Consider the following 19862-nt stretch of genomic DNA (forward strand, 5'->3'; position numbering starts at 1 on the left):
CGTTGTTCACATCCGTCGACGACGTCTCCGCACGGCTGGCCGAGACCGGGTATCTCGCCTCGCCCGCCGTCGCCACGACCGTCTTCCTCGCCGACCGCCTGGGCAAGCCGCTGCTGGTCGAGGGCCCGGCCGGGGTCGGCAAGACGGAGCTGGCCAAGGCCGTCGCCGAGGTCGCGGGCGCGCGGCTGGTGCGCCTCCAGTGCTACGAGGGGGTCGACGAGTCCCGGGCGCTGTACGAGTGGAACCACGCCAAGCAGCTCCTGCGCATCAGCGCGGGCCGCGACGAGTCGTGGGACGAGACGCGCACGGACATCTTCAGCGAGGAGTTCCTGCTCACGCGGCCACTGCTGACCGCCATCCGGGGCGACGACCCGAAAGTGCTGCTGATCGACGAGACCGACAAGGCGGACGTCGAGGTGGAGGGCCTGCTCCTGGAGGTGCTCAGCGACTTCCAGGTGACCGTGCCCGAGCTGGGCACCATCACCGCGACGCGCCGCCCCTTCGTCGTCCTCACCTCCAACGCGAGCCGGGAGCTGTCCGAGGCGCTGCGCCGCCGCTGCCTCTTCCTCCACATCGGCTTCCCGGACGAGGAGCTGGAGCGCCGGATCGTACGGCTGAAGGTGCCGGGGCTCGACGAGGCACTGGCCCGCTCGGTCGTCCGGGTCGTGGGCGCGCTGCGGGCGATGGACCTGCGCAAGGTGCCGTCGGTCGCCGAGACCATCGACTGGGCGCGCACGCTGCTCGCGCTGGGCGTCGGCACCCTGGACGAGACGGTCGTGCGGGCCAGCCTCGGCGTGCTCCTCAAGCATCAGGAGGACGTCCTCAAGGCGAGCGCCAAGCTCGACCTGGACGCCCTGTGACCACCCCGGCGGGCGCGGGTGTCGCGGAGCGGCTCACGTCCCTGGTCGGGGCGCTGCGCGCGCACGGCATCCGGATCGGCACGGGCGAGACGGTCGACGCGGGGCAGGCGATCGAGGCGCTCGGTCTCACGGACCGGGAGCTGCTGCGCGAGGGGCTGGCGGCGACGCTGCTGCACGGCACCGGGCAACGGCAGGTGTTCGACCCGGTCTTCGACCTGTACTTCCCGCGCGGTGTCGGCGGTCCGGAGCAGAAGGCCGCCGGACGGGAGGATCTGCGTGACCGGCTGGCCGCCGCACTGGCCGCCGACGACCAGGCGCTGCTGGGCCGGCTTGCGGTCGAGGCGGTCGACGGTTTCGGGGGCTACGGCTCCTCGCCGGAGTCGGACGGCTGGTCGTCGTACCAGGCGCTCGAACGGCTGCGCCCGCAGACCCTGCTCGCCCGGGTCCGCGACACCGTGCGCGGGCAGGGCGGCAGTTCGGGGTTCGCCGACCGGCTGCTGGAGGACGAGATCCGGCGACGTATCGAGAGCTTCCGCGCGTTGGTGGCCACGGAGGCGCGGCGCCGGGTCGCCGAGCGGCGCGACCGGGACGAGATCGCGAGGCGGGCGGTGGCCCCGACCGCCGACCGGGTCGACTTCCTGTTCGCCGGGAAGGCCCGGCTGGCCGAGCTGCGCAGGGCGGTCCAGCCGCTCGCCCGCAAGCTCGCGACCCGGCTCGCGGCCCGGCGCCGCCGCGCCTCCCGGGGCACGATCGACCTGCGGCGGACGCTGCGCGGTTCGCTGTCGACGGGCGGGGTGCCGATGAAGCCGGTGCTGCGCCGGCGCCGCCCGGCCCGCCCCGAACTGGTGCTGCTGTGCGATGTGTCGGGGTCGGTGTCGGGTTTCTCGGACTTCACGATGCTGCTGGTCCAGGCGCTGCACGACCAGTTCAGCAAGGTGCGGGTGTTCGCCTTCGTCAACCGGGTCGACGAGGTGACCGCGCTCCTTCGGCACGGCACCGCGGACCCGGAGGGGCTCAGCGCCCGTATCGGGGCGGAGGCCACCCTCACCGGATGGCACGACAGCAGCGACTACGGCACGGCGCTGGGCGAGTTCGCCGAGGCCTACGGCGACGCGGTCGGTCCGCGCACGACCGTGTTCGTCCTCGGTGACGCCCGGACGAACCGGAGCGACCCGAATCCGCCCGCCGTGCGGCGGATCGCCGAACGGGCGCGCCGCGTCTACTGGCTGAACCCCGAGCAGCGCTCCCTGTGGGGCACGGGCGATTCCGTCGCGCCGCTCTATGCCGAGCTGGTCGAGATGCACGAGTGCCGCAATGTCGGACAGCTCAGCGCGCTGGTGGCGCGACTGCTGCCGGTGTGACCGAGGGCGTGATCAGGCGACGGCGAGCTGCGGGTAGAGAGCGGCGGGGTCGGCCGCCAGCCCGGCCTTGACCTGCCGGGAGAGGTCGTCGGCCAGGACCTCGTAGGCGCCCGAGGCGATCCCGTCGAGGGCCTGGGCCGCGACGCTCTCGGCCGTGGACTTCGGAGCGTCGACGGCGGCGGTCAGATCGGTGTCGACGTAGCCGACGTGCAGACCGGTGACCTCGATGCCACGCGGCTTCAGGTCGAGGCGCAGCGAGTTGGTCTGGGACCAGAAGGCCGCCTTGGACGCGCTGTAGGAGCCGGCGAGGCCGATCCACGACAGCACGGAGTGGACGTTGAGGATGTGGCCGCCGCCGTTGCGCTCGATGGCGGGGACGAAGGCCCGGGTCACCAGGAGCGGCCCGTAGAAGTTGGTCTCGAACTCGCGGCGGACGTCCTCGACGGGCGAGTCGAGGAAGTTCGCGTTCACCGACGCGCCCGCGTTGTTGATCAGCAGGGTGACGTCCTGCGCCTGCTCGGCGGCCGCCGCGACGGACGCGGGGTCGGTGACCTCCAGCGCGAGCGGCACGGCGTCGGGGTGCGTGACGGTGCGCGGGTCGCGAGCGGTGGCGTACACCTTCTCGGCACCCCGCTCGTACAGGGCCTCGACCAGGGCCCGGCCGATGCCGCGGCTGCCGCCGGTGACCAGCGCGACGGAACCTTCGATGGCGGTCATAGGGGTCTCCCTCACGTTCTCCACACAGGAAACCGATCGGTTTCCCGCGAGGGAAGCGTAAACCGATCGGTTTCCAAAGAGCAAGGGAGCGCTACTTCTTCGCGAACTCCCTCGCCGTCTGCCCCTGGAAGTCGTAGACCACGGCCTGCTCGTCGCCCACGACCCAGGCGTCGTGTCCGGGCGAGACGACGTAGACGTCGCCGGGGCCGACCTCGATCTCGCCGCCGTCGTCCATGCGGATGCGCATGCGGCCCTGGAGGACGTAGCCGTTGTGGTGCATCTGACAGGTGTCGGTGCCCGCGATCGGGGCCACGGACTCGGTCCAGCGCCAGCCGGGCTCGAAGGTCGCCACGGCGAAGTCGAGATCCGTCATGTGGACGGCTTCGAGGTGACCGCGGGGGAAATCACGCCGCTCGTCGGGCTTGTCGAGCGTCTTCACTTCCAACATGACGCGCTCCCTTCCGGCCGCGTCGCACCGCGGCCGGGGGGCCGGTCTCCCCGGCGGCCCTGGACGCCGCCGTCGGCGGCCGGCCTCCTACCCCTCAATCGTCCGCCCGTCCATCCGGGGCCGCCAACCGAAGAACGCCCCTCAGACCTCGTTTCCACAGAGTTCGGCGAAACGCCCGGCGTCGATGTTGCCGCCGGAGACGATGACGCCGACGCGGCGCGGGAGACGGCCCGCTCGGCCGGTCAGCAGGGCGGCGAGCGGGGTGGCGCCGCTCGGCTCGAGGACGATCTTCAGGCGTTCGAAGGCGAACCGCATCGCGTCCCTGATCTCGTCGTCGGTGACCAGCGCGATCTCGTCGACGAGCCGCCGGTTGACGGAGAAGGTGAGTTCGCCCGGTGTGTGCAGGGCCTGTCCGTCGGCGATGGTGTGCGGCACCGGGACACTGATGCGCCGTCCGGCCTCCAGCGAGCGCTTGGTGTCGTCTCCGGCCTCCGGTTCGACGCCGATCATCCGGATGTCCGGGTGCAGCCCCTTGGCCACCGTGGCACTCCCGGCCATGAGCCCGCCACCACCGACCGGTGTCACCATCGCCCCCAGCTCCCCCACCTCTTCGAGGAGCTCGAGCGCGGCCGTGCCCTGGCCGGCCATCACGTGCGGATGTTCGTACGGCGGGATGACAGTGAGGCCCCGCTCGGCGGCCAGGGCCTCGGCGATGGCCACGCGGTCGCCGGTGTAGCGGTCGTAGGTGACGATCTCGGCGCCGTAGCCGGCGGTGGCCGCCCTCTTCGACGGCGGGGCGTCCTCCGGCATGACGATCACGGCGGTGGTGCCGAGCTCGCGGGCGGCCAGGGCGACGGCCTGGGCGTGATTGCCGGAGGAGTAGGCGGCGATGCCCCGGGACAGCTGCTCGGGGGTGAGGCGGGAGGCGGCGTTGTAGGCGCCGCGGAACTTGAAGGCGCCGACGCGCTGGAAGTTCTCGCACTTGAGATGGATCTCGGCACCGGCGAGCGTGTCGAGGGTGCGGGAGCGCAGCACCGGGGTGCGGTGGGCGACACCCTTGAGCCGGGCGGCGGCGTCCCGGACGTCGTCGAGGGTGACCGGTGGGGTGGTGGTCGTCACGCGGATCCTCCGGTGGAAGTGTCGTGGGCGGCCCGGGCCTGGGAGAGGTAGTTGTAGGCGGAGGCGCGGGAGATGCCGAGCCGGGCGGCGACCTGCTCGACCGCGCCCCGCACGGCGAAGACGCCGCGCGTGTCCAGCCCGCCGAACAGCTCCAGGCGCTCCGCGCGGTCCAGTTCCGCCCAGCTCCCCCGCTGCTTCGACTGGTGGACGTCGACGAGGGCGTCGACCACGGAGTCGATGTCGTTGCCGAAGGTGGTGGTCGGCAGTTCCGTCGGCTCGGGACGGATTCCGGCGAGGGCGCCGAGCAGGCCGTGGACCTGACTGACGGCACTGACGTCCACATTGACGCAGAGCGCGCCGAACACGGCCCCCGTGGAATCTCTCAGCACCATCGTGGAGGACTTCACCAGCGCCCCGTTCCGGGTGCGGGTGACGTAGTTCAGCTCGTCGGCCGCCTCGTCGCCCCCGGCGAGGACGCGCATGCCGATCTCGCTCATCGCGCCGCCCACCGTCCGCCCGGTCACCGATCCGGCGACGGCGACCACCGACTTCTCCGGGTTCCGATAGTCGTGCAGCACGACTTCGCAGACCGGCCCGAAGGTCGCGGCGATCCCTTCGACGACCGGCGTCAGCGCGGCGAGGATCGCATCCCGTTCCGCGGTCAGAGTCTCTCGCATGGACTTAGACTACGCGTCCAATGTCTGGATTTCTAGTCCAGATCGATCCGGGCCCCAGCTTCAACAATTGGCAATGGTTTTCACATGACTTCAACCAGAACCCGCTCTTGACATTCATTCCCATCTAGCGTGGCGCTGCCAAGTACCCCTGTGCGTGTCCGCCCTGGAGGAGCCATGCCCCTGTCCACGTCCCGCCGCCTGGCGCTGCTGACCAGCGCGTCACTGGCCCTTCTCGCGGGCTGCGGCAGCTCGTCGGACTCCGCCGGCGGCAAGAGCACACCGGCCCGCGTCGCGGTGGTCGCCTCCACGGACGTCTACGGCGACATCGTGCGGCACGTGGGCGGCGACAGAGTCGATGTCACCTCGGTCATCAGCGACCCCGACCAGGACCCGCACTCCTACGAGGCCGACCCCCAGAACCAGCTCGCCCTCTCCAAGGCCCGGGTCGTCGTGGAGAACGGCGGCGGCTACGACGGCTTCGTCGACCGCATGCTGAAGGGCGGCCACAACGACTCCGCCCAGGTGATCAACGCGGTCGAGGTGTCCGGCAAGACCGCGCCGAAGGGCGGCGAGCTGAACGAGCACGTCTGGTACGACTTCCCCACCGTCGCCAAGGTCGCCGACCGGATAGCCGCGGCCCTCACCGAGGCCGACCCTACCGACGCGGCCGTCTTCAAGAGGAACGCCGCCGCCTTCAAGGCCGGACTCAGGCCACTGGAGACGAAGGAAGCCCGGATCAAGAAGGAGCACGGCGGCGCGGGCGTGGCGATCACCGAGCCCGTGCCGCTGTACATGACCGAGGCGAGCGGTCTGGTCAACCGGACGCCCGCCGAGTTCAGCGAGGCGATCGAGGAGGGTGACGACGTCTCCCCGCGGATCCTCCAGGAGAACCTGGCGCTGTTCAGCGGCAGGAAGGTCGAGGCACTCGTCTACAACGAGCAGACCTCCGGCCCGCAGACCGAGAAGACCGAGGCGGCGGCCGAGGCGGCCGGCATCCCCGTCGTGCCCGTGACCGAGACCCTGCCGAAGGGCAAGGACTACCTCGGCTGGATGACCGCCAACGTCGACGCGCTCGCGGGCGCGCTGGCCAAGTGACCGCGATATCCCGGCAGGACGGCGTTCCTGTCATCAGTCTGCGCGGCGCGGCCCTGTCGTACGGCGCCCGCGGGGTGTGGAGCGGCCTCGATCTCGACGTACGCGCCGGGGAGTTCCTGGCCGTGCTGGGGCCGAACGGCGCGGGCAAGACCAGTTTCGTACGGGCGCTGCTGGGCCGCCGGCCGCTGTCCGCCGGGACGCTGACCGTCCTCGGCCGCCCCGCGCGCGACGCCGCCCGGGACATCGGCTACGTCCCGCAGCAGGCCGCGCTGTCCGCCCAGGCCATGCTGCGCGCCCGGGACCTCGTACGGTTCGGCATCGACGGGCACCGCTTCGGGCCACGGCTGCGCACCGGCGGGGTCCGCCGCCGGGTGGACGAGATCCTCGAGGCGGTCGGGGCCTCGGCCTACGCCGATGTCCCGCTCGGCATGCTGTCCGGCGGCGAACGGCAACGCGTCCGCATCGGGCAGGCCCTGGCCACCGACCCGCGGCTCCTGCTGTGCGACGAGCCGCTGCTGTCGCTCGATCTGAACCATCAGCGGGCCGTCACCGAACTGATCGACGCCCGGCGCCACGCCCACGGCACGGCGGTGGTCTTCGTGACGCACGAGGTCAACCCGGTGCTGGGCATGGTCGACCGGGTGCTGTACCTGGCCCCCGGCGGCCACCGCGTCGGCACCCCGGACGAGGTGCTGACCTCCGAGTCGCTGTCCCGGCTCTACGGCACGCGGGTCGACGTCGTACGGGTGCGCGGCCGGGTGGTGGTCGCGGGCGCGCCCGACGAACCGGCCGCACCGGCACACCATCCCGAGCAGACGCACGAGACGGACGGAGTGCGCGCATGACACTCGCCGCCGGGATCTGGCACCAGATCTTCGACTTCACCGACTACGGCGAACTCCTCGCCCTGGTCCGCGACTCCCTCGTCGCGGGCGTGGCGCTGGGGCTCGTGGGCGGGCTGGCCGGGGTGTTCGTGCTGATGCGGGACCTGCCGTTCGCGGTGCACGGCATCAGCGAACTGTCCTTCGCGGGCGCCTCGGCGGCGCTGCTGCTGGGCGCGAACATCGTGGCGGGCTCGATCGCCGGCTCGCTCCTCGCGGCCGGGGCCATCGGGGTGCTGGGGACGCGGGCCCGGGACCGCAACTCGGTGATCGGCATCATCATGCCGTTCGGGCTGGGCCTGGGCGTGCTCTTCCTGGCCCTCTACAAGGGCCGGGCGGCCAACAAGTTCGGACTGCTCACCGGGCAGATCGTGGCCGTGGACACCCCGCAGATGTCATGGCTGCTCGGCACGTCCGTGCTGGTGCTCATCGCCCTGGCGGTCATGTGGCGTCCGCTCGCCTTCGCCAGCACCGACCCGGACGTGGCCGAGGCGCGCGGGGTGCCGGTGCGGGCGCTGTCCTTCGGCTTCATGCTGGTGCTCGGGCTCGCGGTCGCCCTGTCGGTGCAGGTCGTCGGCGCGCTGCTGGTGCTCACGCTGGTCGTCACACCGGCCGCTGCCGCCGCCCGCGTCACCGCGTCGCCGGTACTGCTGCCCGTGCTGAGCGTGCTGTTCGCCCTGGCCTCGATCGAGGGCGGCATCCTGCTCGCGCTGGGCAGCAGCATCCCCATCAGCCCCTACGTCACGACGATCTCGTTCGGCATCTACGCGGTGTGCCGGGTGGCCGGCGGGTACCGGACCCGGCGGTGGGGAGCGAAGAGGGCGGTGGTGCGGGCGGCGTGACGCGCCGGCCGGCCGCTCAGCGTTCGAAGACCACCCGCCCGTCGAACACGGTGAGGTCCACCCGCACTTCGGTGATCTCGTGCGGGTCGAGGCCCAGCAGCGGCCGGTCCAGGACGCACAGGTCGGCGGCCCGGCCCGGTTCGAGGGTGCCTTTCCAGTCGTCGGCGAAGTCCTGCCAGGCGGCGGTGGCCGTGTAGGCGCGCAGGGCGTCGGTGAGCGGCACGCACTGTTCGGGGCCGCTGGTCCGGCCGCTGGCCTTGGACTCGCGGAGCATCATCGAGGCCACGCCCTGCCGCCAGTCGGGCTCGGTGATCGGGGCGTCGGAGCTGGCGCAGACCCGTACCCCGGCGTCGAGCGCGGAGCGCACCGGCCACTGGTAGGCGGAGCGTTCGGGGTCCACGACCTCGACCATCAGGTCGGAGATGGTCCACTTGATGGCGGGGTTCATGTTGACGCCATAGCCGTGTGCGGCGAGCTCGGCCAGGCTGCCGGGGCTGATGAAGTCGCCGGGGATGACGTAGTGGCGGGCGTCGGGGCGGGGGGGGCGGCGGTGTTCGCCGCGACGAAGGCGTCCACGACCGTGTCGATGGCCCGGTCCCCGGTGACGTGCACGCCGAGCTGGAAGCCGGCCTCGTGGGCGACCCGGATCATCTCGCGCAGTTCGTCCGCCTGGAGCGCGGGGGTGTCGCCGTGCACGCAGAGGGCGCCGTGACCGCCTTCCGGGTAGGGCTCGTTCATCCACGCCGTGCGGTTGGGCGGTACGCCGTCGCCGAAGACCTTGACGCCGATGGCCCGCAGCAGCCGGGGGTCGGCCGACTCGGGGCGGCACAGTTCGGCCAGGCCCTTGCGGACGTCGTCGGCGGATCCGCCCATGGGGGCGGGCAGGAGGCCCGGTAGAAGGTGCCCTGCTTGACGGCGAGGAGGGAGGGCGCGGGTCGACGACGACCAGATCAAGAAACGCGCCTCGATCCTCGAACTGGACGGGGTCCGGCACCGGGTGCTGCGCAGCCTGATCCAGCGGCAGTTCGGCGCGAACGTGATCAGCGGCTACACCGACTTCCTGCGCGGACTGACGGCACGGACCCTCGACGCCGCGCCCGCCAAGGGCCGCTTCGACTTCGTCGAGGACGTCTCGGCGGACTTCCCGATCAACGTCCTGGCCCGGCTGCTGGACGTGCCCCCGGAGGACAACCAGCGGCTGATCGACTGGGGCAACCGCATCATCGGCCACACCGACCCCGGCTACGCGGACGTCCTGCTGCACAGCGGGGAGAGCGAGCGGTACCGCGATCTGCCGTTCCGCTCGCCCGCCTCGCTGGAGGTCTTCGAGTACGGCCGGGAGCTGGCACGCCGGCGACGCGGCGGCGACGGCACCGACCTGGTCTCCCGGCTGGTCAACACCACCCCCCGGGACGGTGTGCCGCTCTCCCCGCAGGACTTCGACCACTACTTCCTGCTCCTGGTCGTCGCCGGCAACGAGACCACCCGGCACACCATCTCCCACTCGATGCTGGCCCTGATCCAGCCCCCCGAGCAGCTGGCCCGCCTCCGGGAGGACCCCTCGCTGATCCCGCTCGCGGTGGAGGAGTTCCTGCGCTGGGCCTCCCCCGTCTACCACTTCCGCCGCACCGCCACGCGCGACGTGGAACTGGGCGGCAGCACCGAGATCCGGATCATGTTCGAGGAGCTGACGTGCCGCGGGTGCGGTCCACTTTCGTCAACGGCATCAAGAAGCTGCCGGTGGAGGTCACCCTGACCTGAATCCGCGGACAGCCGGGCGGTGGCTCTCGGCCGGACGTGCACAGCCGCGCGGTCGGCGGGAGGCTGGTGATATCAGCACGGGCACGCGTCCCGAGGAGATCGTCATGAACAGCGCCACCCTGGAAGACATGCGGACCACGCTGCGAGGGCCGGTCATAGGCCCACGGGACGCGGAGTACGACCAGGCCCGCAGGATCTACAACGCGATGATCGACAAACACCCCGCCGCCATCGTGCGGTGCGCGGACGCCGCGGATGTCATGGCCGCGGTCACCTATGTCCGCGATCACGGCCTGGAACTCGCCGTCCGGGGCGGCGGGCACAGCGGCCCGGGCCTGTGCCTGGTGGACGACGGCGTCACCATCGACCTGTCGCCGATGCGCGGGGTGCGCGTCGACCCGGCGGCGAGGACCGCGCAGGCCGGCGGTGGCGCTCAGCTCGGCGACCTGGACCACGCCACGCACGCCTTCGGCCTGGCCACCCCGACCGGCATCATCTCCATGACCGGGGTCGGGGGCCTGACCCTCGGCGGCGGACACGGCTATCTCACCCGCAAGTACGGCCTGACCGCGGACAACCTGATCGCCGCCGACGTCGTACTCGCCGACGGCAGCTACATCACCGCCGACGCGGACGAGCACCCCGACCTTTTCTGGGCCCTGCGGGGAGGCGGCGGCAACTTCGGCATCGCGACCTCCCTCACCTACCGGCTGCACCCGGTGGACACGGTCGGCGTCGGGGTGACCGTCTGGCCGGTCGAGCACGCCCGCGAGGCGCTGGCGTGGTACCGCGAGTTCCTCCCCCAGGCGCCCGAGGACGTGTACGGCTTCTTCAACGTCTTCGTCGTCCCGCCCGGCCCGCCCTTCCCCGAGGAGCTCCACGGGCGGAAGGTGTGCGGCATCGTCTGGTGCCACACCGGCGACCTGGACCGGCTCGACGAGACGCTCTCCGTGGTGCACGAGGCCGGACCGCCGGCCTTCCACTTCACGACACCGATGCCCTACGTCGGGCTGCAGAGCATGTTCGACGAACTGATCCCGACCGGCTACCAGTGGTACTGGCGCGGCGACTTCTTCGACCACATCCCGGACGCCGCCCTGGACGTGCATCTCAAGTACGGGGAGAACAACCCCACCCAGCTCTCGCTGATGCACCTCTACCCGGTCGACGGGGCGGCCCACCGGGTGGGCCCGGACGAGACGGCGTGGAGCTACCGGGACGCGGTCTGGTCGGGCGTCTTCGCCGGTGTGGACCCCGATCCGGTCAACGCCGGGGCCATCAGGCAGTGGTGCGTCGACTACCAGGAGGAACTGCACCCGTACTCCATGGGCGGCTCGTACGTGAACTTCATGGGGACGGGCGAGGGCCAGGAGCGGGTCCGGGCGACGTACCGCGACCACTACGACAGGCTCGCCCGGGTCAAGCGGACCTACGACCCGGACAACCTGTTCCACGCCAACCAGAACATCGCGCCGGCGCGAGGGTGACGACCACGGTTCCCTGCTCCGGGAGGCGGCCATGGGACAGATGATCGACGCCGGCGGCGTGGAGCTCTGGGTCGAGCGACGGGGCCAGGGGCCCGACGTCCTGCTCATCTCGGGTCTCGGGGATCCCGTCGAGGCGTGGCAGCCACAGCTCGACGGGCTCGCGGACCGCTACCGGCTCACCGCCTTCGACAACCGGGGCGCCGGGCGTACACCCCTGCCCGAGGGGCCGCTCACCATGCCCCGGATGGCCGACGACGCCGCCGCACTGCTGCGCACGCTCCAGATCCCCACCGCCCACGTGACCGGTTTCTCGGGAGGCAGCTTCATCGCCCAGGAGCTGGCCCTGAGGCATCCCGGCCTCGTCCGCAGCCTGGTCCTGATGAGCACGACGGCGCGCCCGGACCCCTACTTCCGCGCCATGACGCGGTTCTGGGACTGGATGGTGGAGCGGGCCCCGAACGAACGGGCCATGCTCGAGGCGTTCTACCTGTGGATCTACACGCCACGCGCCCACTCCGACGGCCTGGTCGACCGTCTCATCGACGAGACGCTGGCCTTCGAACACCCGCAGTCCGCCGAAGCCTTCCGACGCCAGCTCGCGGCGTTCTCCCGCCACGACACGTCCGACCGCCTCGGCGGCATCACCGCGCCGACCCTCGTCCTCTCCGGCGAACTCGACCTGGCCACACCGCCGCGCCTCGGCCGTGAGGTCGCGGAGGGCATCCCGGACGCCGAGTTCGAGGTGCTGCCCGGAGAGGCTCATCAGCCGTTCCAGGAGGTGCCGGAGGTGTTCAACGCGCGGGTCGACGCGTTCTGGCGAGAGGTGGAGGCAGCAGACTGACGGCTGGTCACTCCTCGAGCCGGCGCAGCCGTTCCGTGTCGCGGGTGCGGGGGCAGGTGCCGCAGGCCTCGTCGGGCCGGATGGCGTAGTAGAGGCAGCAGCCGGCGCGGGTGCGGGTCGTGTGACGGCGGCCGTCGGTGCCGGTCAGCAGACGGAAGTCCGCTCCCGAGGGGTACGGGCTGACGGGTTCGGGGAGCAGCGCGGTCGCCGCGCGTACGGCGTCCTCCTCGCGGCCGAGGGTCCGGCCCAGGTACCAGATCCCGGAGACGAGGTCGTCGCCGACCATGCCCCACAGGGCGCGCGGTCCGCGACGCACGGCGGGGCCGAGGGCGGTGAGCAGCGGGCGCATGTGGTCGGCGACCGCGGCGCGCAGCTCGGCCCGCAGGGCCTCCTCGCCCGCGACGGTCACCGCGCCGGGCAGCGCGGCGACGGGGTCGCCGGGCAGGCAGGCGACGCGGGGCTCGGGCGTGATCGTGTACGCCCCGGCCGCGAGGTCCAGGCGCACCGACTGGGGCCGGACGCGCGGCACCCGGCGCTCGAGGTACCAGACGCCGCTCATCAGGAGGGCGACCGACCAGGCGTAGTCGTGCAGGGCGCGTGAGGCGGTGACGTGGGGGCGGGGGGTGTGGGCGAACCGGGTGTGGATGCGTGTCGCCTCGGCCTCCAGGAAGGCGTCGAGGGTTGACTGATCCGACATCAGTTCGGCGCCGGTGACCGTCTGTTGATCGCAAGCCGTCCGGGGGTCCGCGACCTCGACGGTCAGCGCCTCGCAGATGCCCGTCAACCGCCGGTAGGCGGTACCGAGGACGGAGGCGAGGGTCGGCGGTGACTCCAGGACAGTGCGCATCGATCACTCCTACGGGCAGTTGCAACCCGCGATTGGATAGGCAAGGCTAACCTAAGGTACAAGATCGTCGGACGCGCTCGTGAACGCCCGGCCGATCAAGGGCCGTCCACGTCACGGGGGTCTCGCGCGGGCTGCCCGCCGCCCCCACCCACCAATGGAAGACCGCCATGCGCCTGTACCTGCTCGCCCTCAATCCGACCGACTCCGTCACCGAGGGTTTCCTGCCCGCCGCCGCCCGGCTGGGCCTGGACGTCACCGTCCTCACCGACCAGCCCGACGCCCACCGGAGAACCCGCCCGGACGTCGAGGTCCTGGAGTGTGACGTGCGGGACTTCCGGGCCGTCGTGTCGCGGATCTCGGCCCACGACAGCCCTGGTGCCGTCTTCACCAACAGCGACCACCTCCAGACCCAGGCCGCCCTGGCCGCCGCCTACTTCGGCCTGCCCGGCAAGGACTGGCGGGCCACCCTGCGCTGCAAGGACAAGGCGGAGACGCGCCGCCGGCTGGCCGCCGCCGGAGCGGACACCGTCTGGTCGGCCGAACTCACCGCGCCGACCGCCCTGGACGCGCCCTACCCGTGTGTCGTCAAGCCCCGTGAGGGCGTGGCCAGCGAGGACGTCGTGCTCGTGAACGGCCCCGAGGACCTGGCGATCCGCGCGAAGGAGATCCTGGAGCGCCGGCCGGGCACCGCCCTGGTCGTCGAGGAGTACCTCCCCGGCGAGCTGTGCACGCTGGAGACGCTGGGCGACGGCCGGGCCCGGCACGTCCTGGGCGGCTTCCGCACCGAACTGTCGCCGCCGCCGCACTTCGTCGAGCAGCGCCTCACCTTCGTCCCCGCCCACCCGGAGCCGGTCGTCGCGCAGGTCCTCACCCAATTGGACGCGCTCGGCGTCGGATTCGGCGCCTGTCACACCGAGTTCGTGGTGCACGAGGGGCGGGCACGGATCATCGAGGTCAACTACCGGGCCATCGGCGACCAGTGCGACCTGCTGCTCGAACGGCTCCTCGGCATCCCGCTGTTCGAGCACATCCTCCGCACCCACCTGGGCGAACCGCTCCCGCCCGGTCCGGGTGCCCGCCGCGACCGCGCCGCCCTCCTGCAGTACCCGTGCGCCGACCGGGCCGGGACCCTGACCGAAGCCCCGGCCGCCACCGAGCTCGGCGTCGACGGAGTGTGCCTGACGTACCGTCCACTACGGGCGGTGGGCGAGCGTCACGAGCTGTACCGCACCAACCGCGACTACCTCGGCGTCCTGCGGGCCACCGGCACCGACCAGGACACCGTGGACCGCGTGGCCGCCGACTTCCTGGCCACCCTCCGCTGGGAGATCCGGGCGTGACCGTACTGCCACCCGCGCCGGACACCTGCGCGTCCGAACTGCTCACCCGGGTGCTGAGCGCGCTGCTGCGCGAGGACGTCGTCGGACTGCGCGCCCGGAGCACCCTCGTCCACCGGCCGGACGGACCCTGGCTGCGGCTCACCGCCGGTGGAGACGCTCTGCTGCTGCCGGTCGCAGAGGACGGCTTCCAGTGCGAGTACGCCGCCCGGCTGCCGCTGCTCCTGCGCGCGTCGGACGGCGCCGAGCTGACGTCGTACGCAGAGGTGCTGGACGCGCTGCGCGCGCTCGCCGAGCCCGAGGACCGGGCCGGCTTCGACGCCTTCGCCCAGGAGTGCCGGCAGACTCTGGCCACGTTACGGCTGCACGCGGACACCCGCGACGCCGTCGCCCGGCGGCTGACCGACCGCCACGGCGCCGATCCGGCACGCTGGACCGGCCTCGGCCGTGGTCCGGCGTTCGACACGCTCGCCGCCCGTCTGGACCATCCGGTGTACCCGACCGCACGCGGCCGGGCGGGGCTGGACGAGGAGCACTTGCGGTCGTACGCGCCCGAGTTCCATCCGCGGTTCCCGCTGCGCTGGCTCGCCGTGCCCCGGGACGCCGTCCTGCTGACCGGCACGCTTCCCGAGCTGTGGCCCACGCCCGGGCGGCTCGGTCTGGCCGGGCTGGAGCGCACGCACCTCGCCCTGCCGGTGCACCCGCTGACCGTCGGCCCTCCGCTCGACGCGGCCTTACGCGCCACCGGCCTGCGCGGGCGGGCGATATTGGCCGAACGGGGCTGCCTCGACGTCGTGCCCACTCTGTCCATGCGGACGGTGGCGACCGTGGCGGAACCGGCGCTGCACCTCAAACTGCCCCTAGCCACCTCCTCGCTGGGGCTGCGCAACAAGCGGTCCGTCAAGCCCGGCACGCTCGTCGACGGGGCCGTCGGGCAGCGGCTCATCCAAGACGTGGTCGCTCGCGAGCCCCGGTTCCGGGACACGATCCTGCACGCCGACGAGACCACGTACGCCCACGCGGGACACGAACTGCTGGCCGTGCTGTGCCGCCGCCACCCGGCCGGTCTCGAGGACTCGGTCGTCGTGCCGATGGCGGCGCTCCTCGCCGAGGCGCCGGACGGCCGGCTGGTCGTCGACCATCTCGCCGACCGCTTCCACGACGGCGACCCGCTCGCCCTGCTCGACGCCTGTCTGACGCTGCTGTTCGACTGGCAGACCACACTGTTCGGGTACGGCGTCGCGCTGGAGTCTCACCAGCAGAACATCTCCCTGGTACTGCGGCCGGGCAGCCTCCGCCTGCTGTTCAAGGACAACGACGGGCCGCGCGTCGACACACGACGGCTGCACGCCCGGCTCCCGGGCCGGTGGGACTTCGACGACCCCCGGGTCCTCGACACGGAGGACGGGCCGGTGGCCGACCTCTTCGCCACCATCACCGTCCATCTGTGCGCGGGCGCCTACGCGTTCGGGCTGGCCCGGCACGGCCGCGCCCCGCTGCCCGTGCTGCTGCGGCTGGTGCGCGAACGGCTGACCGAGGCCGTGGAGCGGCTCGGCGGCGAGGCGGGGGACGTCCTGCGCGCCCGGGTCCTCGACGCCCCGGAACTGCCGGTGAAGGCGATGGTCACCGCCGGGACGCTGCTCAGCAAGGAGCGGTCGGGCGCCGCCGACATCAACAAGCACTACACCAACGGGCCCAACTACCTGCTGCCGTCCCGGAGTACGCCATGAGAGCCGCGAGCCGGACCGCCGGTTCCGCCGTCCGTCCCCCGTACTCGCCCCTCCTTCCCACGAAGCCGCGCAACCGCTGGAGCCTGCCATGCCCCCGCTGACCGAATCTCCCGGCCGCACCGCCGCACCGGTCCGCCTGCCCACCGCCGACGACGTGGTGGCCCACACCCTGCTGAACTGTCTGCTGCGCGAGGTGTCCGGGCCCGAGCGGCAGACCGTCGTCGCCGACGGCCGTCTGCTGCTGCGGCTGCCCCGCCGCGGGGTGCTGCTGTGTGTCACCCTGCGCCGTACGTCGCTGCTCGGCGCCCACCGGTTCACCGGCCCGGTGCGCGAGGAGCGGGCCGGCGGCTGGGCGGACGTGGACTGGCGGCGGCTGGCCGAGTACACGCGTGACGAGCTGTCGCTGCGCACCGGTGTGCGCAACGAGGAGTTCCTGGCGCAGGTCGCCTCCAGCCACGCGGCCGTCGAGAGCGCGCTCACCGCCCGGCCGGCCCTGCCGGAGGTCCCGGAGCCTCCGGGCGACCCGCTGTCCGCCTACCTCGCCTCCGAGCAGTCCCTGCTCTTCGGGCACCGCTTCCACCCCACGCCCAAGGCCCGCACCGGCGACCCGCGTTCCTGGGCCGCGTACGCACCCGAGACGGGTGCCTCCTTCCCGCTGCGGCACCTCGCCGTACGGGAGCACCTGATCGCCCAGGAGAGCGCGGAGCCGTGGGCCACCGCCGCCCTGGACCGGCAGCGCCCGGAGGTCCCGGCCGGCTACCGGCTGCTGCCCGCCCACCCCTGGCAGTACGAGACGCTCCGGGAGCACCCGCTGCTGCGCGCCGCCCTGGACCGCGGTGACGTGCTCGACCTGGGTCCGGGCGGCCGGCCCTTCGCGGCCACGGCGTCCGTGCGCACGCTGTACGACGGGGAGACGTTCCTGAAGTTCAGCCTGAACGTGCGGATCACCAACTGTCTGCGCAAGAACAGCAGTTACGAGCTGACCGGGGCGGTCGCCCTCACCCGGGCGCTGGCCCCGGCCCTGGCCGACCTGGCCGGGCGCTTCGCCGGCAGTGCCGTGCTCCGCGAACCGGCGTACCGTACCCTCGCCCTGCCCGGCCCCGACGGCGTGCCGGACCGCGACCTGCTGGAGGGCTTCGGCGTCATCGTCCGCGAGGGACTGTCCCGGCGGCTCGCCCCCGGCACCACTCCGCTGCTCGCGGCCGCCGTCGCCGACGAGTACCCGACGGGTGCCGCCCAGGTCTCCCGGCTCCTCGCCGGGGCGGACGCGGCCACGGCGCTCGACTGGTGGTCGGCCTACCTGGACCTCCTCCTGCCGCCCGTCCTCGCCGCCTACTTCGACCACGGCCTGGTCCTGGAGCCTCATCTGCAGAACGTGCTGCTCTGCGTCGACGGCACCGGCCGGCCCGCCCAGGTCCTCTTCCGGGACCTGGAGGGCACCAAGCTGGTGCCCGAGCAGCACACGGAGACACTGGCCGCGCTGCCGCCCGAGGTGGCCGGACCGATGACGTACGACGCGCGACGCGGCTGGGACCGGGTCGTGTACTGCCTGCTCGTCAACCACGTGGCCGAGATGCTCGCGGCCCTCTCCGACCTGCACCCGGAGACGGAGGCGGCACTGTGGGCACGCGTACGGGACACGCTGCGCGCCTACGCCGACCGGCACGGCTGCCCACCCCGCCTGGCCGCCCTGCTCGCCGGGGTGCCGCTGCCCGCCAAGACCAACCTGCTCACCCGCTGGGAGCGCAAGGCCGACCGCCGGGCCGGATACGTCCGGCTGCCGTCGCCGCTGGGCGAAGAGGTGCTGCACGAGGCGAAGAGGAGCTCCCGATGACCCACCCGACACCCGCGGTGCGCGAGCGTTCCCTGTCGCTGCCGTCCCCGGAACTCCCCGCCTACCTCTACGACTTGGCGGCCCTGCGCGCACACGCCGCCGGGATCCGGGCCGCGCTGCCCGGGCGGGTCGAGCTGTACTACGCGGCCAAGGCCAACCCGGAGCCGGAGATCCTGGCCGCGCTGGAGCCCTGTGTCGACGGATACGAGGTCGCGTCCGGCGGTGAACTCGCGCATGTCGCCAAGGCGGTGCCGGGCCGGCCGCTGGCCTTCGGCGGGCCCGGCAAGACGCCGGACGAGGTGACGGCCGCGCTGGAGCGGGGCGTCGAGCGTTTCCACGTCGAGAGCGAGCACGAGCTGCGCGTGCTGGCCGAGCTGGCCCGCCGCGTCGCGCCCCGGCGGCGTGTCGCGGTGCTGCCGCGCGTCAACCTGCCGGTGCCCGACGGCTCGCTCGCCGGGAGCTCGCTGGCGATGGGCGGGCGGCCGACGCCCTTCGGCATGGACCCCGCCCGGGCCGAGTCCGTGATCCGGGCGCTCGCCGACGGGACATATCCGCACATCGAACTGCGCGGCGTACACGCCCACTTGGCGAGCGGGCTGGGAGCGGCCGAGCTGCTGGGGGTCGCGGGGAGCGTGGTCGGCTGGGCCACGGGGCTCGGTGTGCCGGTCGCGGAGGTGAACGTCGGGGGCGGCATGAGCGTCGACTACGCCGACCCGGAGCGCCGCTTCGACTGGGCCGCGTACGGCGAGGGGCTGGCCCGGCTCACCGAGGCGCGTCCGGGGCTGACACTGCGGATCGAGCCGGGGCGGGCGCTCACCGCGTACTGCGGCTGGTACGCCACGGAGGTGCTGGACGTGAAGCACAGCCACGGCGAGGAGCTCGCCGTCGTCCGGGGCGGCACGCACCATCTGCGCACCCCGGCGACGAAGGGACACGACCAGCCCTGCTCCGTCCTGCCCGTGGACTCCTGGCCGCACCCCTGGCCCCGACCGGCGGCGAGGAGCGGGCCCATCACGCTCGCGGGGCAGCTGTGCACACCGAAGGACGTGCTGGCCCGCCGGGTACCGGTGCCGGAACTCAGGGCCGGGGACCGGGTGGTGTTCTCCCTGGCGGGTGCCTACGCCTGGAACATCTCGCATCACGACTTCCTGATGCATCCCGGGCCCGGGTTCCACTTCCTGGACGACGACGCCCAGTCCTCCTGAGCCGCTTGCGAGCGGGGTGCCCGCCGGACGGAGCCGGCGGGCACCGAGGGCCGTGGTACGTCAGGCCGCGGCCAGGGCGGGTGACCGCGGCCCAGCCGGTGTCACCGTCTGCTCCGCCTCAGCGAGCAGGGCCAAGAGCGTCGCCCGGGCACGGGCCACCCGAGAGCGGACCGTGCCGACCGGGCAGTCGCTCAGCGCGGCGGCCTCCGCGTACGGCAGACCGAGCAGCTGCGTGAGGACGAACGCCTCGCGCCGTTCCTCGGGCAGTCCGTCCATCAGCTCGACCAGAGCCACGCCGTCGTCGAAACCGGGCAGGCCGCGCGGCTGGGCGAGCTCGACCGCCAGCTCCCAGTCCGCCAGATCGGCCGGGCGGGGGCGGACGGCGGAGTACCGGAGGCTGTCCGCCACCGCACGCCTTGCGATGGCCAGCAGCCAGACGCGCGCCGAGGAACGGCCTTCGAACCGGTGCAGACTGCCGAGCGCCCGCAGGAACGTGTCCTGCGCCAGATCGTCCACGGCCTGCGGATCGGCGCACAGGTGGGCGACGTAGCGGATGACGTCACGGTGCAGGGCGCGCACGAAACGGTCGACGGCGGCGGAGTCGCCGCCGCGAGCGGCCAGCGCCCAGGCGGTTATCGACTCGTCGGCCGACGGGCATCGCTCGGATGAAAGGGGCAGGGCAGGAGTGATCACCTGGTGTCCTTCTCGGAATTCCGGGGGCACGCGAAACGCGCGTGCGGCCCGGTGAGCGGGGATACGGCCGCATCCGTACGGCGTGACGCACAGACGCACGACCGAGACCGGGGCGCGCGGAGTGCTG

General features: G+C 72.6%; 17 protein-coding genes and 2 pseudogenes. 12 read left to right on the forward strand and 7 right to left on the reverse strand.

Features of this window, described 5'->3' with window-relative positions:
• Positions 1-2: 2 nt before the first annotated feature.
• Entirely contained in the window at positions 3-860 is an 858-nt protein-coding gene (locus tag ACZ58V_RS07645; protein ID WP_471289922.1) for an AAA family ATPase, read from the forward strand.
• A complete protein-coding gene (locus ACZ58V_RS07650) occupies positions 857-2221 on the forward strand; it encodes a vWA domain-containing protein (RefSeq protein WP_468185758.1) in 1365 nt (454 codons plus the stop codon). The genes ACZ58V_RS07645 and ACZ58V_RS07650 overlap by 4 nt, the downstream gene beginning before the upstream one ends.
• Before the next feature lie 12 nt (positions 2222-2233).
• Here ACZ58V_RS07650 and ACZ58V_RS07655 read toward each other — a convergent pair whose 3' ends face one another.
• The 4 genes from ACZ58V_RS07655 to ACZ58V_RS07670 form a co-directional block, all read right to left on the reverse strand.
• The gene (locus ACZ58V_RS07655) at positions 2234-2938 is read right to left on the reverse strand and encodes an SDR family oxidoreductase (RefSeq protein ID WP_471288897.1); all 705 of its coding nucleotides are present in this window, start codon (positions 2936-2938) and stop codon (positions 2234-2236) included.
• 91 nt (positions 2939-3029) lie between these two features.
• A complete protein-coding gene (locus tag ACZ58V_RS07660) occupies positions 3030-3386 on the reverse strand; it encodes a cupin domain-containing protein (RefSeq protein ID WP_189722058.1) in 357 nt (118 codons plus the stop codon).
• Between the two features lie 141 nt (positions 3387-3527).
• Positions 3528-4505, reverse strand: a complete 978-nt coding sequence (locus tag ACZ58V_RS07665) for a pyridoxal-phosphate dependent enzyme (RefSeq protein ID WP_471288899.1) — start codon at positions 4503-4505, stop codon at positions 3528-3530.
• Positions 4502-5182: a helix-turn-helix transcriptional regulator gene (locus ACZ58V_RS07670; RefSeq protein WP_468185749.1), complete on the reverse strand. Its 681-nt coding sequence runs from the start codon at positions 5180-5182 to the stop codon at positions 4502-4504. Before ACZ58V_RS07670 ends, ACZ58V_RS07665 begins: the two co-directional genes overlap by 4 nt.
• A gap of 174 nt (positions 5183-5356) precedes the next feature.
• Here ACZ58V_RS07670 and ACZ58V_RS07675 point away from each other — a divergent pair, with 174 nt between their 5' ends.
• The 3 genes from ACZ58V_RS07675 to ACZ58V_RS07685 are packed head-to-tail and all read left to right on the forward strand — an operon-like array spanning position 5357 to position 8000.
• Complete coding sequence (locus ACZ58V_RS07675) at positions 5357-6277, forward strand: metal ABC transporter solute-binding protein, Zn/Mn family (protein WP_468185747.1); 921 nt, start codon at positions 5357-5359, stop codon at positions 6275-6277.
• Positions 6274-7122 carry a metal ABC transporter ATP-binding protein gene (locus ACZ58V_RS07680; protein ID WP_471288903.1) on the forward strand — a complete coding sequence of 283 codons (849 nt, stop codon included), beginning with the start codon at positions 6274-6276 and terminating at the stop codon, positions 7120-7122. Before ACZ58V_RS07675 ends, ACZ58V_RS07680 begins: the two co-directional genes overlap by 4 nt.
• The gene (locus ACZ58V_RS07685; protein WP_471288906.1) at positions 7119-8000 is read left to right on the forward strand and encodes a metal ABC transporter permease; all 882 of its coding nucleotides are present in this window, start codon (positions 7119-7121) and stop codon (positions 7998-8000) included. Before ACZ58V_RS07680 ends, ACZ58V_RS07685 begins: the two co-directional genes overlap by 4 nt.
• A 16-nt stretch (positions 8001-8016) precedes the next feature.
• Here ACZ58V_RS07685 and ACZ58V_RS07690 read toward each other — a convergent pair.
• Positions 8017-8888: pseudogene (locus ACZ58V_RS07690) on the reverse strand (amidohydrolase); the annotation flags it as partial.
• A 46-nt stretch (positions 8889-8934) separates the two neighbouring features.
• Between ACZ58V_RS07690 and ACZ58V_RS07695 the strand changes: the two are divergent.
• From ACZ58V_RS07695 to ACZ58V_RS07705, 3 genes and pseudogenes are all read left to right on the forward strand, one after another.
• A pseudogene (locus ACZ58V_RS07695) lies at positions 8935-9761 on the forward strand (cytochrome P450 family protein); the annotation flags it as partial.
• Between the two features lie 104 nt (positions 9762-9865).
• Positions 9866-11248, forward strand: a complete 1383-nt coding sequence (locus ACZ58V_RS07700; RefSeq protein WP_468185738.1) for an FAD-binding oxidoreductase — start codon at positions 9866-9868, stop codon at positions 11246-11248.
• Positions 11249-11279: 31 nt separating this feature from the next.
• Positions 11280-12089: an alpha/beta fold hydrolase gene (locus ACZ58V_RS07705; protein WP_471288907.1), complete on the forward strand. Its 810-nt coding sequence runs from the start codon at positions 11280-11282 to the stop codon at positions 12087-12089.
• Positions 12090-12096: 7 nt separating this feature from the next.
• Here the strand turns inward: ACZ58V_RS07705 and ACZ58V_RS07710 are convergent, their stop codons facing one another.
• A complete protein-coding gene (locus ACZ58V_RS07710; protein ID WP_468185732.1) occupies positions 12097-12936 on the reverse strand; it encodes a (2Fe-2S)-binding protein in 840 nt (279 codons plus the stop codon).
• A 167-nt stretch (positions 12937-13103) separates the two neighbouring features.
• Between ACZ58V_RS07710 and ACZ58V_RS07715 the strand changes: the two genes are divergently transcribed.
• The 4 genes from ACZ58V_RS07715 (at position 13104) to ACZ58V_RS07730 (ending at position 19042) form a co-directional block, all read left to right on the forward strand.
• Positions 13104-14276 carry an ATP-grasp domain-containing protein gene (locus ACZ58V_RS07715; protein ID WP_471288909.1) on the forward strand — a complete coding sequence of 391 codons (1173 nt, stop codon included), beginning with the start codon at positions 13104-13106 and terminating at the stop codon, positions 14274-14276.
• Complete coding sequence (locus tag ACZ58V_RS07720; protein WP_471288910.1) at positions 14273-16003, forward strand: IucA/IucC family protein; 1731 nt, start codon at positions 14273-14275, stop codon at positions 16001-16003. The genes ACZ58V_RS07715 and ACZ58V_RS07720 overlap by 4 nt, the downstream gene beginning before the upstream one ends.
• A gap of 88 nt (positions 16004-16091) precedes the next feature.
• A complete protein-coding gene (locus ACZ58V_RS07725; protein WP_471288912.1) occupies positions 16092-17837 on the forward strand; it encodes an IucA/IucC family protein in 1746 nt (581 codons plus the stop codon).
• Positions 17834-19042 (forward strand): type III PLP-dependent enzyme, encoded by a 1209-nt coding sequence (locus ACZ58V_RS07730; RefSeq protein ID WP_471288913.1) that lies wholly within the window; start codon positions 17834-17836, stop codon positions 19040-19042. Before ACZ58V_RS07725 ends, ACZ58V_RS07730 begins: the two co-directional genes overlap by 4 nt.
• A 60-nt stretch (positions 19043-19102) precedes the next feature.
• Here ACZ58V_RS07730 and ACZ58V_RS07735 read toward each other — a convergent pair whose 3' ends face one another.
• A complete protein-coding gene (locus tag ACZ58V_RS07735; RefSeq protein WP_468185720.1) occupies positions 19103-19735 on the reverse strand; it encodes a sigma-70 family RNA polymerase sigma factor in 633 nt (210 codons plus the stop codon).
• Positions 19736-19862: the final 127 nt, after the last annotated feature.

This window comes from Streptomyces sp. NPDC040589 (assembly GCF_055594445.1).

Bases quoted from the DNA above. Each gene is read 5' to 3' on its own strand.
- ACZ58V_RS07655 (WP_471288897.1), bottom strand. From the start codon at position 2,938: ATGACCGCCATCGAAGGTTCCGTCGCGCTGGTCACCGGCGGCAGCCGC.
- ACZ58V_RS07660 (WP_189722058.1), bottom strand. From the start codon at position 3,386: ATGTTGGAAGTGAAGACGCTCGACAAGCCCGACGAGCGGCGTGATTTC.
- ACZ58V_RS07670 (WP_468185749.1), bottom strand. From the start codon at position 5,182: ATGCGAGAGACTCTGACCGCGGAACGGGATGCGATCCTCGCCGCGCTG.
- ACZ58V_RS07675 (WP_468185747.1), top strand. From the start codon at position 5,357: ATGCCCCTGTCCACGTCCCGCCGCCTGGCGCTGCTGACCAGCGCGTCA.
- ACZ58V_RS07685 (WP_471288906.1), top strand. From the start codon at position 7,119: ATGACACTCGCCGCCGGGATCTGGCACCAGATCTTCGACTTCACCGAC.
- ACZ58V_RS07700 (WP_468185738.1), top strand. From the start codon at position 9,866: ATGAACAGCGCCACCCTGGAAGACATGCGGACCACGCTGCGAGGGCCG.
- ACZ58V_RS07705 (WP_471288907.1), top strand. From the start codon at position 11,280: ATGGGACAGATGATCGACGCCGGCGGCGTGGAGCTCTGGGTCGAGCGA.
- ACZ58V_RS07710 (WP_468185732.1), bottom strand. From the start codon at position 12,936: ATGCGCACTGTCCTGGAGTCACCGCCGACCCTCGCCTCCGTCCTCGGT.
- ACZ58V_RS07715 (WP_471288909.1), top strand. From the start codon at position 13,104: ATGCGCCTGTACCTGCTCGCCCTCAATCCGACCGACTCCGTCACCGAG.
- ACZ58V_RS07725 (WP_471288912.1), top strand. From the start codon at position 16,092: ATGCCCCCGCTGACCGAATCTCCCGGCCGCACCGCCGCACCGGTCCGC.
- ACZ58V_RS07730 (WP_471288913.1), top strand. From the start codon at position 17,834: ATGACCCACCCGACACCCGCGGTGCGCGAGCGTTCCCTGTCGCTGCCG.